Below are 15,250 nucleotides of genomic sequence, written 5' to 3'. Positions count from 1 at the left end.
CTTAGCGAACTTTGCGCTCCCCTTGCGCCTTTGCGGTTAAAAAAAGTTAAAAAAGGTTAAAAAATTATGCAGTTAAAACTACAATTTTAAACTTCCTTCAATTCCGTCATCCATTGTTTTTCCTGTTATCAGAGCTGCTGTCATTTTAGCAATAGCAACCATTTTTCCGTTTTTGTTATTCCAATAATATCCATCTTCAGGAACCACCTTTATAACACTCAAATTCGGATCGTCTATACCGCCTGGCATCCAGATTTTTACAGCGGGATTCCATAACTTCTCTATCGTTTCTCTATGATACGAAATACTAGCGGTTCCGTGAAGCGTTAAAAACTTATCATGTGGTTCGGCAAAAAAGATTTCAACCATCGGATTCAAAGTAATTTCAGCGTTCTGTCCACTGTTTCGATCAGACAAAAACCAAAGCTGACCTAAATCATCGATTTTCTGAACAGACATTGGTCTAGATTGGATTCTATATTCTTTATATGTACAAAACATACACGTTTTTATATCTGCAGCCAGATCCTTTATTTTATCTACTGCAAACTCGTCTGTAAGGTCTTTATGATCGCCCATAACATTATATTTTTAAGTTAGATTTTTATAATAATATCTTGATAAATAACTTGTTACTTAACTATAAGTAAAGTTGGCTCTTTTTACCATTTTTTAGATTATATAATTAAACTTAGAAATTATGAGATTTCAATTTGATTGTATTTTTGTAAGAAATTAATTTAATATCTGCTAGTTACATAAAATTAAAGTATCTTTGAGAGATTCAAATTTTAAGCCCAAAAATAGCATGACAGATTTTACAATATTCTATACTGATGATGACGATGATGACTTGTGTATTTTTGCTGATGCAGTAGAATCTATACCGCAGAATATTAAACTGCAAACCTATTCTGAAGGGCAGAATTTTTTAGATGCGATTTTCGATCCTCCTGCAACACCTTATGTAGTCTTCTTAGATTTAAACATGCCAGGAAAAAACGGATTTGACGTTTTAGAAGAACTTCGTAACTCCGATTATCAAAAAGACATTCCTGTTGTGATTTATTCTACTTCAAGCGAACCCGGAATTATAGAAAAATGCCGTAATCTCGGGGCCAATTGCTTTATTACAAAACCAGTTCTAATGAAAGATATTATAAAATCGATAGAACATGCAATTCAGATTGACTGGAAAAAATTCATCCCTAACCAATCCAATTTTGTGTTTAAATATTGATTTCAGACAAATTGGGAATGTAAATACTGAAAGTAGAACCTTTACCTTTTTCGCTCGAAACAGTAATGAAACCTTTATGGTTTTCAACAATTTTTTTGACAATTGCAAGACCAATTCCTGTTCCGCGGTATTCACTTTCGGTATTTAGACGCTGAAAAACTTCAAAGATTTTTTCTTGATAAATTAGTTCAAAACCAATTCCGTTATCAGAAACCTGAAGCTGGAGGTATTTTTTATCTTTAAATTCGGCATTAGGCAACGATTTTCCATCTATCCATTTAACCGAAATTTTGACTTTTGGAGGAACTCCAGGACGAGAGAACTTTAGGGCATTTTCGACCAAATTATGCAATAGCTGTCTGAACTGAAACTGAATAAGAGTCGCTTCACCTAAGTTATGATATTCTACTACAGCTTTTTTTTCTTCAATTCGATCCGAAAAGTCGCTTATTACTTCTTCTGCAATTTCGTCTATTTTGACTGTTGTAAAAACTCGATCGGCAGAGTTGGCACGAGAATAGGTGAGTAGATCCTGAATTAGATTTTGCATTTTTTTTGCCGAAAACTCAATTCGTGTCAAATAAGATTTAGCATTTGCAGAAATATTCTGTTCGTCTAAGTCGGCCAGTCTGCTGGCAAAAGTCTGGATTTTTCGCAACGGTTCTTGCAAATCATGGCTCGAGATATAAGCAAACGACTGCAGTTCGATATTCATATTAACCAAATCCCTGTTTTTGAGTTCCAGTTGTGTGGTACGTTCAATAATTTGGTCTTCCAGCTGACTGGTAATGTTCTTTTGCTCTTCGATATCCGTGCTGGTTCCAACCCACATTTGCACCTTTCCAGATTCGTCTACTTGAGCAATAGCACGGCTAAGCTGCCATCTATACTCGCCGTCATAACGTTTAAATCGGTGAATAAACAGAAAATCATGCCCCGTTTTTACAGATTCCATCCAGAGTTTTACGTTTTCTTCTCGATCGTCGGGATGCACGATTTGAAGCCAGCCATTTTTTTCGATTTCTTCTTTAGATAATCCAGAATAGTTGTAAATCGTTTCATTAAAATAATTCAGATTTCCAAGAGTATCACTTGTCCAAATAAGCTGAGGCATTGAGTCGGCGAGGAGCCTGAATTTTTTTTCGCTCTTCATCAATACCTGCTGCATTTCTTTTTCGATTGTAAAATCCATTACCGTTCCTAGCATTTTAGAAGGTTCTTTATTTTCGTCAAAAAAGATTTTTCCATGAACTTTGATCCAGCTGATTGAACGGTCTACTTTTAAAATTCGGGCTTCATATTTATAAATTCCCGTTTTTAGTGCTTCCTCAAAAGCTTTAACCACAATAGGTTCGTCTTCGGGAATGATACGGCTTCGAATATCCTGATGGATAAGTTTTGTGTTTTTTTCAAATCCAAAAATAGTAAGAAGGGTATCACTATAGATTAGTTTTTTTGTTTTGAGATTCAGATCCCACAGGGCAATTTCTGCAATTTCAGCCGCTAAACGCACTCTTGCTTCGGCGGTTTCTACTTTTTTTCTTGCTTTTACTTTAGAGGTTACATCATACACCATACACATAATTCCTGAAGCTTTGCCATCTTTTTCATAGAGCGCATTGTATTCATAATCGAGATAGAATTTTTTTAGTTTGCCGTTAATGTCGACATACGCCACAGATTCATTTTCACGAATTGTTTTTCCGTTTGCAAGAACTTCGCGCAATAATCGGGGATATTTTTGATTTTTTAATTCTGGTAAGACTTCCAATAAAGGAAAGCCAATACAATCTTTTTCTTCCTTTTGCCAGATATTGGACATCATGCTTTTATTGGCCATTTCGATTATTAAATCGTTACCTCTAAAAATAGCCATTGCAATTGGCGAATCCATAACAATGTCACGAAAAGCTTTTTCTCTTTCTGCTAATACGTGTTTCGCTTTAACTTCTGCCGTCACTTCGTAAGCGACCACAATAACTCCTGTAATCTCATTTTCTTCCTGTAAAGGATAAAACACGAGATTAAAATAAGCTAATTCTTGTTTGTTATAGCGATTTAAGGTTACCTCAAATTCATCGGCATAATAAGGTTCTCCAGTTTCAATAACATTTTTTAAAATAGGATATGCTACCTCTTTCGTTTCGGGAATAGAATCAAAAATTGGTTTATTAAGAATATCGCTTTCTTGTTTATCAATAATATGAAGACAAGTAGTATTGGCCATCTCGACAATTAAATCGGCTCCTTTTAAAATACAGATCCCAAGCGGTAATTGCTTTACCGTATTTCTAAAACGTTTTTCGCTTTCTTCAATTCTTTTGCGAGCCATTACCTGATGAGTAGTTTCGTTGCAAATAACCAAAACGCCCGCTGTTTTTGCATTTTCATCATTAACTGGACTGTAGCTAAATGTCCAGTAAACGTCTTCCATTTTGCCATTTCTATAAATAGGCAGCAACTGGTCTTCGTGCCAGGTTGCTTCACCTTTTTGAAGTACTTGATCTATTAAAGGTTTTATAAAATCCCAAATTTCAGGCCAGTAGTCGGCACCTTTTTCTCCTAGAATAGCAGGATGTTTTCCATTATTTCCTAAACTTGGGCGATATGCATCATTATAAAAGCAAATATGATCTGGTCCCCAAAACAAAAACATGGGGAATTTAGAGTTTAGAAGAATTCCTAAAGTAGTGCGAAGACTTTGGGGCCATGATTCTACAGGTCCAACTGCTGTTTTACTCCAGTCTTTGGCACGGGTAAACGCACCCATTTCTCCGCCATTTGCCAGAAAATCATAAGTGTTGTGGTTCATTTAAAATTATATTTTTACAGTATTGTTAAGTGATTGATTTTTAATGTTTTAAAAACCAGTCTCCCTTAATTTTATTTATGCTGTACTAAAATTACTAAAAAATAAATATTCGTAGAAACGCGATTTTTGAATGAGGCAAGATTAAAATCGTTAGAGTTAATTTTATCTCATTTCTATGCGGAAATTTGATTAACAGTAAAAAATAAAGCAATGAAAAGGGAAGATTCAAAACACGAAACCGATAATATAAAGAGATATCAAGAAGAAGGATATACGGTAAATTATTTATTTGAAAACGACCATCTGATAGATTCTGAAAGTAAAGTAGCCTATAAGCCAGAAGATGTTTTTATTGTGGCGCATCATCGTTACGAAGGTATGAGTGATCCTGATGATATGTCTATTTTATATGTAATAGAAACTAAAGACGGCGGAAAAGGAACTCATTTACTAGGATATGGTCCTATGGCAGATTTGGAAGAAGCCGAATTTTTTAAAGACATTCCAAAAGCGAATTATTCCAAAAATGCAGACATAAACGAATTAACATAAAAGAATAAAAATAGATTGGTATTTTTATTTTGCTGATGAGCAGTTGTTTCAAATTTATTTGAGGCAGCTGCTTTTTTTTGAGGGACAAAGTGACAAAGTAACAAAGTGACAAAGTTTTTTAAACATAGTGCTTTGTTACTTTGAGCCTTTGTCTCTTTGAAGCTTTAAAGCTTTGTCACTTTGTTACTTTGAACCTTTGCAACTTCAAAATAAAAATTATGAAATATCTCGTCAAAATTGTATAAAGAATTGACTGACAATATAGACGAAATTTGGATTATAGAAATTTAGCAACCAAGGTTGGTATTTATACGTAAATAAAGTACTAGCCGCTTTTTTTAACCAAAAACCATATAATGAAAAAACTTTACATAAATACTGGAAGCTTTGAGGCTGTTTTTGATAACCTGAAAGATAGTTTTGGCGGAGATTTGACGATCGCTGCCAATGAGTACACATTGAAAATTAAATCAAGATGGGCCAACGGAAGTATTTCTGGAGTTCGCTTTGAAAAAGAAATGTCGTATCTGAATTTCGATTTGACTTTCAATCAAGATGTTAATTTAAGTATAGAATCTAATCCTTATGCGCCTGTATTTTTTGCGTATTGCGAAAAAGGCAATGTATTGCACAGTTTTGGCGCAAATGGAGCAATTAAGCGCTTAAAAAGACAGCAATCGGGTATTATGAGCAACTCAACTTCAATAAACAGTGTATTGTATTTTGAAAGCCATAAGCACATTCAGTTTTCATTAATCGGAATGCCAACAAATATTGAGAAAACTGCAGATATTGATTTTGCCTCTCAAATTAAAAAAAGATTTACGCATCAATCTGGAAATTACATTTATATCGGAACAGAGAACCTAAAAATAGGAGAGAAGTTTCAAGAGCTGAAAAAAATTCCGCAGCAAGGAACCGTTCGTTATATACTGATGAAAAACATTTTGAGAGAAATTTTAGAGTTGGAGATAGCGCAACACAGTTACAATTACCTGACTCCGTTTGTGCCAGTTTTAAATTTTGCAGTAAAACAGTTAACCGAAATCAAAAAACTATCAGACATGAGTCTCGGGCATATTGTAGCGCCAGTGCTGTCTTTTAAAAGAACCTTACAATCAAGAATTCTAAAAGAAAAATATTTGGAATTAGAACCTTACAATCAAAAATTAGCTAGCTAGTAAGCATAACATATTCTTCACTTTCAAAAAAACAGCTTCGATCGAGCTGTTTTTTTCTTTTTAAAAGCTTTACTCTTTTTCAAAATAAAGGATAAAATAAACCATAATGAGATTTAAAATCAACGATATGCTATTGGTAATAATAATCGGCAAGTCATTTTTCAAAATGCCATAAATCACCCACACCGCAATCCCGAAAGTAAGTGTGCCAAACATACGAAGCGAAATCTGTTTGACTTTCTTGGTTTTCCAAACCTTCAATATTTGAGGAACAGTCGAAATTGTAACACATGCTCCAGCGAAAAGTCCGATAATATCTATATAATTCATTTTTTTTAAGTTTTAAAGCGGCAAAGACCCTAAGACACAAAGTTTTTGCATGCATGGTTTTTTATATCTCGCAAAGACGCAGAGTCGCAAAGTTTTTGTTTTAAGTTTTTGCATGCATGGTTTATTATATCTCGCAAAGCCGCAGAGGCGCAAAGTTTTTATCTTCAAGGTTTTTATGCGTTTAGTTTGTCATTGCGAGGAACGAAGCAACCACACTAACAATTATCGACTTAGCAAATGAGATTGCTTCGTTCCTCGCAATGACAAACAGGTCGCTTAAAAAAACTTTGCGCCTTCGCGCCTTTGCGAGAAAAAAATATGCTCAAAGTAAAAAGACTTAGGATCTTAGTATCTCAGCATCTTAGCAACTCAAAAAACTTAGCGCCTTTGCGAGAAAAAAAATATACTCAAAGTAAAAAAAACTTAGCATCTTAGTATCTCAGTATCTCAGTATCTTAGCACCTTAGCATCTCAGAACCTTAGCACCTTAACCAACCAACTCCCCACCATTTACATGAATAAATTGTCCAGTGATATAACTGCTATCTTCAGAAGCTAAAAAAACATAAGCTGGTGCCACTTCAGAGGGCTGACCTGCTCTTTCCATGGGATTGTCTTTTCCGAATTCTGATAATTTATCAAAACTTGCTACAATTAGTGGAGTCCAAATTGGACCAGGGGCAACGCCATTGACCCGTATTTTCTTTTTGGCGAGCATACTCGAAAGCGAACGCGTAAAGCTTACAATCGCTCCTTTTGTGCTCGCGTAATCTGCCAAATGCTCGCTTCCGCGAAAAGCCGTAACAGAAGTCGTGTTGATAATAACATCGCCTTCTTTTAAAAATGCAAGCGCGGCTTTAGTAATATAAAAAAAGGGATAAATATTGGTTTCAAAAGTTTTATGTAGTTGAGCGTTTGTAATCTTTTCAAGCTCATTTTGAGGAAAATGTACCGCGGCATTATTCACCAATATATTTACATTTTTAAAGGTCGTATGGCATTTTTTAATTGCCGCACGACAGAACTTTTCGTCTTTCAAATCGCCACTTATCAAAAGACATTGTCTGCCTTCTTTTTCAACCATTGCTTTCGTTTCTAAAGCATCTTTATCTTCTTTCAAATATACTATTGCTACATTTGCTCCTTCTCTGGCAAAATGTACAGCAACGCTTCGGCCAATTCCGCTGTCGCCTCCTGTAATAAAAGCTGTTTTTCCTAGTAGTTTTCCGCTTCCAACATAATTTTCTCTTATAATCTCTGGTTCGGGCGTCATCATGTATTCGTTGCCAGGAAGATTTTGCTTTTGCTTTGGAAATGTTTGTTTCTTTTTCATGATTTCTTTCTTTTAAGCTTTTTTGTATGCTACCTAAAATTAACTCACAGATACAGTTTTGCTTGTCTTAAAAGAAAATTTGTTTGCCTCTATCAAAACAAAAGTCTCGATTGTGTATGAAAATACACTGGTTTTAGAAAAAGTTAAAAAATATAAGAAATTTCTAATAAGCTAACAGTCATATAGAACGGGTAAATAGGATCTTGATAGATGGGAATTTTGTAACTATTTCCGATTTAAATAAAAAACCTGCCCACTATTTTTTTTATACATTTGAGAATTTCCGCGTCATTTTTTAACAACTCATTTTGTAATTCTTTTGAAAAATAGGAAAAATTTTACGTTTTATTTAAAGTTAATTATTTTGATTTGCAACCGATTTAGCTTCCCGACATGGTATTAATTGTAGACGATATAAGGGCCAATATTATTGCCCTACAGAAAACATTGGAACTGCATAATATCGATGTTGATAGTGCCGAATCTGGTGAAGAAGCACTCAAAAAAATTCTTAAAACAGATTACTGCCTCATTATTATGGACGTTCAAATGCCAGGACTTGATGGCTTTGAGGTAGTAAAAATTCTTTCTGGCAATAAACGCACAAAAGATATTCCGGTTATTTTTCTGTCGGCACTCAATACCGAAAAAAAATACATCTTTAAAGGCTATGAAACAGGTGCTGTCGAATACATTACCAAACCTGTAGATAGCGATTTGCTGATATTGAAAGTCAAGACTTTTATTAAAATCTACGAACAGCAGAACGAGTTGAAAGCAATAAAAGACCTGCTTTCTAAAGAAATAAAAATTAGAAAAGAAGCGCAGGACAATCTCGAAATTAAGATTGCAGAAAGAACAAAAGAACTCGTGCAGAAAAATGAGGAACTCGAACTTCGGAATCACGAATTGCAACAGTTTTCCTGGGTAGTTTCCCACGATTTAAATGAGCCAATTAGAAAAATTCAAATCTTTATCAAAATTATAAAAGACCTTTACTTAAAAGCAGATGATAAAGCAGTCGATTATGTCGATCGAACCATAAAATCGGCAGAAAGAATGCAAACTTTAATTACCGATCTTCTGGCATATTCTAGACTTTCAGCCCAGGTAAAACCTGAAAAAACGGATTTGAATGTGGTTTTGCAGGAAGTATTGGGCGATTTTGATTATCTGATTGAACGTAAAAACGCTTTAATTAAAACCAACGAACTTCCAACAGTTGATAGCATTCCTAGTCAGATGCGTCAGGTTTTTCAAAATCTGATTGGGAATGCTTTAAAATTCTCAGGAAATGAGGATAAACCTGTTATTGAGATTACTTCAGAAATCATTTTAGAAAAGTCAATAGATAGTCCGACGTCTCCTGAAGGTAAGTTTTGCAGAATTACAGTAAATGACAACGGAATTGGTTTTGATGAGATTTATCTGGATCGCATTTTTATTATTTTCCAAAGTTTAAATGACCGTCAGACTTATGAAGGAACAGGAATCGGACTAGCAATTGCTAAAAAAATCATTGAAAAACATAACGGATTAATCACAGCTAAAAGCAAACCAGGCGAGGGGGCAAGCTTTATTATTGTGCTTCCATTAAAATACGAATAAAATAACTTAGAAATATATGAATGGTAATTTTAAAAGGAATTTATTAATTAGTTCACTAGTTTCACTGCTTGTACTTACAGTAAGTTCTGTTGCTTCGTTTATTAGCATTAAAAGTTTGCTCAATAGTAACTTTTGGGTCAACCATACCCAAGATGTAATTTATAATCTAAACGAAGGTTCGTCTATTCTTACGGAAGCCCAAACGAGCATGAGAGGATATTTGCTTACGGGAGACGAACAGTTTGTAGAGCGATTTAACGACTCCGAAATTAAATCGAATGCTTATTTTGAGAAATTAGATTTGCTAACCGCTGATAATCCTTCGCAAACCAAATTGCTAGAAGAATTGCGTAACAAACGCTCAGGGTTCTTTAAATACCTAAACAATCAGATCGTAAAAAAGCGTTTAAGCAAGGAAACCCTGATTTTCAATTTGAATGAAGGCAGAAATATGATGAACGAGATGAGAGCGATCATCAAAAAAGTAGAAAGTTCAGAACAAAAACTTTTAGAAGAACGAAACTCCAATTCAGAACGTTACGGAAATTATAGTTTAGCCTTAATTGTTATTGCTTTCTTTATTGCTTTTCTAATTTCGATTGTCTTCTTGATTCGAATTCTAAAAGATTACAATGAGAGAACTTTACTACAGCAAGAATTACAGAAAAAAGATAAGGAAACCGCTGAGAGACTTCAAGTTATTAGCGGTATTGCAACCCAAATTTCTAAAGGAAATTATGATGTTCAGATCGATGATAGAAAAGCAGATACATTAGGAGCTCTTGGTACTTCTATTCATGAAATGAAAGATTCATTAAAGAGTTCTTTCGAATTATTATCTCAAAAAGAATGGCTGCAGTCTGGAGTTGCAGCTTTGAATGATAAAATGTTGGGAGAGAAAACCATTCAGAAATTATCTAAAGATGTAATCGAATTTTTATGCCAGTATACCAATAGTAGCGCTGGAGTTTTGTATGTGGTAGATGGAGAAGAAATAACTATTTCTGGCGGGTATAGCTATATTCCGAGTAAAAGCAGGGAAAGAATTAAAAAAGGCGAAGGCTTGATTGGTCAGGCAATTGTTTCGGGAAAAATGCTAGAATTGAAATCGCTTTCTCCAGATAATATCCAGATCAATTATGCATTGGGAGAAATTAAACCAACGCATATAGTGGCGCTTCCGCTAATGGATTTTAAAGTTGAGGGAGCTGTAGAATTAGCAAGCATTTACGGGTTTTCTGTGCTGCAATTAGAGTTCTTGAATATGGTTTCTAATAACATCGGAATTGCTTTGAAAGCGACCCAAAACCGTAAACGTGTTTTAGAACTTTTGGAAGAAACCAAATCGCAAGCAGAAGAATTGCAAATTCAGCATAGCGAAATGGAAGCTATAAATGCAGAATTGGAAGCACAGACCGAAAAATTGCAGGCATCAGAAGAAGAGCTTCGCGTACAACAGGAAGAATTGGAGCAAACCAATGAGGAGTTGTCAGAAAGAAGCGTTTTATTAGAAGAAAAAAACACAGAAATTCAGAAAAAATCAGAAGCTTTGGAGCTTACAACGCGTTATAAATCGGAGTTTTTGGCCAATATGTCACACGAGCTGAGAACACCGCTAAACTCGATTTTGCTTTTGAGTCGTCTGCTTTCTGAAAATAATAATAAAACCATGAACAATGAAGAAATTGAATTTGCAAAAGTAATTCAGAGTTCAGGGAATAGTTTATTGGGCTTAATTGATGAAATTTTGGATCTGTCTAAAATTGAAGCAGGTAAAATGGATTTGGAGTTCTTGGATGTTTCTACAAAAGAAATCACCGACAATCTTCATAATTTGTTTTATATGGTGGCAAAAGAAAAGGGAATTAATTTTGAAATTATTGCCAAAGAAGCGCCAATTGTGATTAAAACAGATAAAATGCGTTTGGAGCAGATCTTGAAAAACCTGATTTCAAATGCCATCAAATTTACAGAAAAAGGAACGGTAAGCCTTGAAATTAAAGTAAACGACGATAACAACAAAATAATTTGTTTTATAGTAAAAGATACCGGAATCGGAATTCCGTTAGAAAAACAGCCCTTAATATTTGAAGCTTTCCAGCAAGCAGACGGTTCGACAAAACGTAAATACGGAGGAACAGGTCTAGGATTATCGATCAGCCGCGAGTTGGCAAAACTGCTTCGAGGCGAGATCGTATTGCATAGTAAAGTAAATGAAGGAAGTACATTTACGCTGTGCCTTCCCGTTTTAGGAATGGCTTTGAATAAAGTTTCGGTTTCTAAAAAACAAGATGAAGAGTTTTTTGAAGAAATAACAGAAGAAACAGATAGCAAGCCAAGATACATCAGCGAGGTTGTGCCAACAGAAATTGAAGACGACAGAGATTCAATTGTCGAAGGCGATAAAGTAATCTTGATTGTAGAAGACGATATTAATTTTGCTAAATCGCTACTGGCTTTTACACAGAAAAAAGGATACAAAGGAGTTGTTGCCGTAAGAGGAGATTATGCTTTGAATTTTGCTTTAATCTATAAGCCAATCGGAATTTTATTAGATATTGAACTTCCAATTAAAAGTGGCTGGCAAGTGTTGGAAGAGTTAAAGAATCATTCTCAAACCAAACATATTTCGGTGCACATTATGTCATCGCACAAATTAAAACAGGAAAGTCTGCTAAAAGGAGCGGTAGATTTCTTAGATAAACCTGTTGCTTTTGACAAAATTCCAGAAGTATTTATGCGCATTGAGCATATCATCAACAAAGAATCTCAGAAAGTTTTAATTATCGAAGATAACCCGAAACATGCTAAGGCATTGGCTTATTTCTTAGAAACGTATGATATCAATTCGGAGATTAAAAGCGAAGTTTCGGCTGGTTTATCTGCTTTGGGCAAACAAGAGGTAGACTGCGTAATTTTGGATATGGGAATTCCAGACAAACAGGCTTACGAAATTCTAGATGGCGTTAAGAAAAATCCAGGATTAGAAAATCTGCCGGTGATTGTATTTACAGGAAAAAGTTTGTCTGTAAATGAAGAATTGAAAATTAGAAAATACGCCGATTCTATTATTGTAAAAACGGCACATTCGTATCAGAGAATGCTCGATGAGGTTTCACTTTTCCTTCATTTGGTTGAAGAAAAGAAAGAAGGCAATACAAAAGATAATCACAAAAAACTAAATTCGCTCAATAATATTCTCTTTGAGAAAAAAGTACTAATTGTAGACGATGATGTACGAAATATATATTCGCTTTCAAAAGCCTTGGAAGCCTTTAGAATGAATGTAATTACAGCTTTTGACGGAAAAGAAGCCATCAAGATTTTAGACGAGAACCCAGACACAGATGTAGTGCTCTTGGATATGATGATGCCTAATATGGACGGTTACGAAACAGCCGAGAAAATAAGAAGCAACCCTAAATTTCTTAATTTAGCCGTAATTGCAGTAACAGCCAAAGCGATGACTGGAGACAGAGAAAAATGCATTAAGGCAGGAGCTTCAGACTATATTACAAAACCTGTCGATGTAGACCAGCTTTTATCGCTATTGCGAGTATGGCTGTATGACAAAATCTAATCTTTAAAATGGAAATGGGAAAAAAACGCGTGTTGATTGTAGATGACGATTCGAGGAATATTTTTGCTTTGGTTAACACTTTAAAAGCAAAATCGTACGACTGTGTCTCTTGTTTAAGTGCCGAAGAAGCGCTTAAAATATTAAAAGAAGATGCATCAATAGATGCCGTTTTAATAGATATGATGATGCCAGAAATGGATGGTTACGAGGCCATTCCGCTTATAAAAGAAATTCCGTCGCAGGAATCTACCTTAGTGGTTGCCGTAACCGCTCAAGCCATGGCGGGAGATAGAGAAAAATGTATAGAGGCTGGAGCAGATGCTTACATCTCAAAACCAGTAGATGTAGATAAATTGCTTCAGATTTTGGAAGAAATTTAATGGAATTATGATTGAAGATATTGAATTAGAAACTCTTATAAATGATGTTTACGAATATTATGGTTTTGATTTTGGAAGTTATTCCAGAGCTTCACTTAAACGACGAGTAAGCCGGGTTTTTTATTTAGATGGATTTAAACATTTTCATGAATTTTTATCTAAAGTCCGTACCGATCCAGAATATTGCAAAAGAATGGTCGATGAAATTACGGTTAACGTAACCGAAATGTTTCGTGATCCTTCATTTTATCTTACGCTAAGAAAAGAAGTTCTCCCGTTGTTAGGAACCAAGCCTTTTATCCGTATTTGGCATGCAGGATGTTCTACAGGAGAAGAAGTGTATTCAATGGCCATTATGCTGAAAGAAGAAGGATTGCTGCACAAATCGATATTATATGCAACCGATATAAACGCATCGGTGCTGGAAACAGCTAAAAGCGGTATTTTTCCGTTACGAATGATAAAAGATTACGCCGATAATTACCGAGATGCAGGCGGGCAGGAGGATTTTTCAAATTATTACATTGCCAACTACGGCTTTGCAAAGTTCAACGAAAATCTCTCTGAAAAAATGGTTTTTTCGCAGCATAATTTGGTTTCAGATACTTCGTTTAATGAGTTCGATCTTATTTTGTGCCGCAATGTTTTAATTTATTTTGATAACAATCTGCAAAAGAGAGTTGTAAATCTATTTGATGACAGCTTGGCTGTTTTAGGTTTTTTGGCGCTCGGAACAAAAGAAACAATAAAATATTCTATATCTCAAACCAAATACAAACAATTTGCTAAAGAGAAAATATGGAGGAAAATAAAAGAATAACAAATTGTAAAGTCGTTATAATTGGCGGTTCGGCAGGAAGCTTACAGGCATTATTGCAAATATTGCCTTTTATAGAAAAACCGATCTCTTTTGCTATTGTAATAGTAGTTCATAGAAAAAATTCAGACGAACAGACTTTAGAAGATTTAATTGCTTTAAAATCTCAAGTAATACTAAAAGAAGTAGAAGACAAGGTAAAACTGGAAGCAGGATTTATCTATGTTGCGCCATCCAATTATCATTTGCTATTTGAAAAAAACGAAACGCTGTCTTTAGACACTTCAGAAAAAATAAACTATAGCAGGCCAAGCATCGATGTTTCTTTTGAATCTGCTGCAGAAATATACGGCAATCGTTTGGTCGGAATATTGCTTTCGGGATCAAATTCGGATGGAACAATCGGTTTAAGAGCAATTCAAGCAGCTGGCGGAAAAAGTGTGGTGCAGAATCCGCTTTCTGCAGATATGCCTTTTATGCCCAAAAATGCTATTTTGCACACCACTCCCGATTTTGTTTTAACCACAGATGAAATTCTTGAGTTTATAAAAGAAATTAAGATTGCTGATTTTTGATTAACGATTTTTGATTTCAGATCGAAGAAATCAAAAATCGTTAATCTGCAATCTAAAATTGTTTATGGTTTATTTTTTTCGTCTTCAGGTAAGATCACCTTATTCATCTCAGCTTTTTCTTCGGCTCTTTTCTGTGCCGCTTTTCCTTTACCAATAGGAATTCCCGCAGTGATGTACCAAGATCTGTTGAATTGGTTATTCGGGCCATCGCCCTTCATTACGGTTACTAAACCGTAGTAATATTGAATGGTAAAATTTAAGCCATTTCCAACATTCAGATGATAGCCAGTTCCAAAAGCAAGTCCGGCATCAATAACATGAATCTGATCACGAATATTCTTTTTGTAAATAACATCGTCGTTGTTTATTTCGTTCTTAAACTGATCAAAAGCTTTGGCAAGCAAACCAAATTGAGGTCCAGCTTTAACGTAGATATTATTCTTGAACTGATATTTAATTAATATCGGAACATTAAAATAACGAATTTCACGATTTACGCTTCCGCCAGCAAAAGTATTGTCCAGATTTGCATCATTTAGAGAATAAACAGGAATATCTTGCGCTCCCATAGGCGATTTTACAATTACACCTGTATTGATCATCCAGGCTGGATTTTTTCTTGATCTAAGATCAAAATAAAAACCAAGATTGAAACCTGGATTGGTGGCAGAAGATCCCATATTAGAAATGGTAGAAAAATTAACGCCGCCTTCCAGACCAAATTCTAGAAACTCCGAATTCAGTTTATCTCCAAAAATTAAAGAAATCAAAACTTGTGACTGAGCAGAAGTAATGCAAAAAAAAGTGATAAAGATTAAAAAACCTTTTTTCATACAATTGCT

The 15,250-nt window shown here is 34.8% G+C and carries 13 protein-coding genes; 8 read left to right on the top strand and 5 right to left on the bottom strand.

The genetic code is table 11. From position 1 onward, the window contains the following. Positions 1–78 precede the first annotated feature (78 nt). Positions 79–579, bottom strand: coding sequence for a pyridoxamine 5'-phosphate oxidase family protein (locus J7574_RS13175; protein WP_290968989.1), 501 nt, complete (start codon positions 577–579; stop codon positions 79–81). A 229-nt stretch (positions 580–808) separates the two neighbouring features. Between J7574_RS13175 and J7574_RS13170 the strand changes: the two genes are divergently transcribed. Continuing rightward, positions 809–1,240 (top strand): response regulator, encoded by a 432-nt coding sequence (locus J7574_RS13170; protein ID WP_290968986.1) that lies wholly within the window; start codon positions 809–811, stop codon positions 1,238–1,240. Here J7574_RS13170 and J7574_RS13165 read toward each other — a convergent pair. Continuing rightward, on the bottom strand, positions 1,230–4,052 hold the full coding sequence (locus J7574_RS13165; protein WP_290968983.1) for a PAS domain S-box protein: 2,823 nt from the start codon (positions 4,050–4,052) through the stop codon (positions 1,230–1,232). The two genes, J7574_RS13170 and J7574_RS13165, sit on opposite strands and share 11 nt — an antisense overlap. 210 nt (positions 4,053–4,262) lie before the next feature. On the opposite strand from J7574_RS13165, the gene J7574_RS13160 reads away from it, so the two are divergent. Further along, positions 4,263–4,604, top strand: a complete 342-nt coding sequence (locus J7574_RS13160) for a hypothetical protein (protein ID WP_290968981.1) — start codon at positions 4,263–4,265, stop codon at positions 4,602–4,604. Between the two features lie 356 nt (positions 4,605–4,960). Then, positions 4,961–5,785: a hypothetical protein gene (locus tag J7574_RS13155; protein WP_290968979.1), complete on the top strand. Its 825-nt coding sequence runs from the start codon at positions 4,961–4,963 to the stop codon at positions 5,783–5,785. Between the two features lie 69 nt (positions 5,786–5,854). Here J7574_RS13155 and J7574_RS13150 read toward each other — a convergent pair whose 3' ends face one another. Further along, entirely contained in the window at positions 5,855–6,115 is a 261-nt protein-coding gene (locus J7574_RS13150; RefSeq protein WP_290968976.1) for a SemiSWEET family sugar transporter, read from the bottom strand. A gap of 487 nt (positions 6,116–6,602) precedes the next feature. Further along, positions 6,603–7,448, bottom strand: a complete 846-nt coding sequence (locus tag J7574_RS13145) for an SDR family oxidoreductase (protein WP_290968973.1) — start codon at positions 7,446–7,448, stop codon at positions 6,603–6,605. 393 nt (positions 7,449–7,841) lie between these two features. Here J7574_RS13145 and J7574_RS13140 point away from each other — a divergent pair, with 393 nt between their 5' ends. Genes J7574_RS13140 through J7574_RS13120 form a run of 5 tightly spaced genes read left to right on the top strand, consistent with a single transcriptional unit; the run spans position 7,842 to position 14,408 of the window. Further along, positions 7,842–9,056, top strand: coding sequence for a response regulator (locus tag J7574_RS13140; RefSeq protein ID WP_290968971.1), 1,215 nt, complete (start codon positions 7,842–7,844; stop codon positions 9,054–9,056). A 16-nt stretch (positions 9,057–9,072) separates the two neighbouring features. Further along, positions 9,073–12,636, top strand: coding sequence for a response regulator (locus tag J7574_RS13135; RefSeq protein WP_290968968.1), 3,564 nt, complete (start codon positions 9,073–9,075; stop codon positions 12,634–12,636). Positions 12,637–12,650: 14 nt separating this feature from the next. Then, a complete protein-coding gene (locus J7574_RS13130; protein ID WP_290968966.1) occupies positions 12,651–13,016 on the top strand; it encodes a response regulator in 366 nt (121 codons plus the stop codon). A gap of 7 nt (positions 13,017–13,023) precedes the next feature. After that, positions 13,024–13,836: a protein-glutamate O-methyltransferase CheR gene (locus J7574_RS13125; protein ID WP_290968963.1), complete on the top strand. Its 813-nt coding sequence runs from the start codon at positions 13,024–13,026 to the stop codon at positions 13,834–13,836. Then, positions 13,815–14,408, top strand: coding sequence for a chemotaxis protein CheB (locus J7574_RS13120; RefSeq protein ID WP_290968961.1), 594 nt, complete (start codon positions 13,815–13,817; stop codon positions 14,406–14,408). The genes J7574_RS13125 and J7574_RS13120 overlap by 22 nt, the downstream gene beginning before the upstream one ends. Positions 14,409–14,470: 62 nt before the next feature. Here the strand turns inward: J7574_RS13120 and J7574_RS13115 are convergent, their stop codons facing one another. Further along, a complete protein-coding gene (locus J7574_RS13115; RefSeq protein WP_290968958.1) occupies positions 14,471–15,241 on the bottom strand; it encodes a porin family protein in 771 nt (256 codons plus the stop codon). Between the last annotated feature and the right edge of the window lie 9 nt (positions 15,242–15,250).

Origin of the sequence: Flavobacterium sp., assembly GCF_017744675.1 — a bacterium.
Classification (GTDB): Bacteria; Bacteroidota; Bacteroidia; order Flavobacteriales; family Flavobacteriaceae; genus Flavobacterium.
The sequence above is the reverse complement of the archived record's forward strand: the minus strand, read 5'-3'. Positions and strand labels throughout refer to the sequence as shown.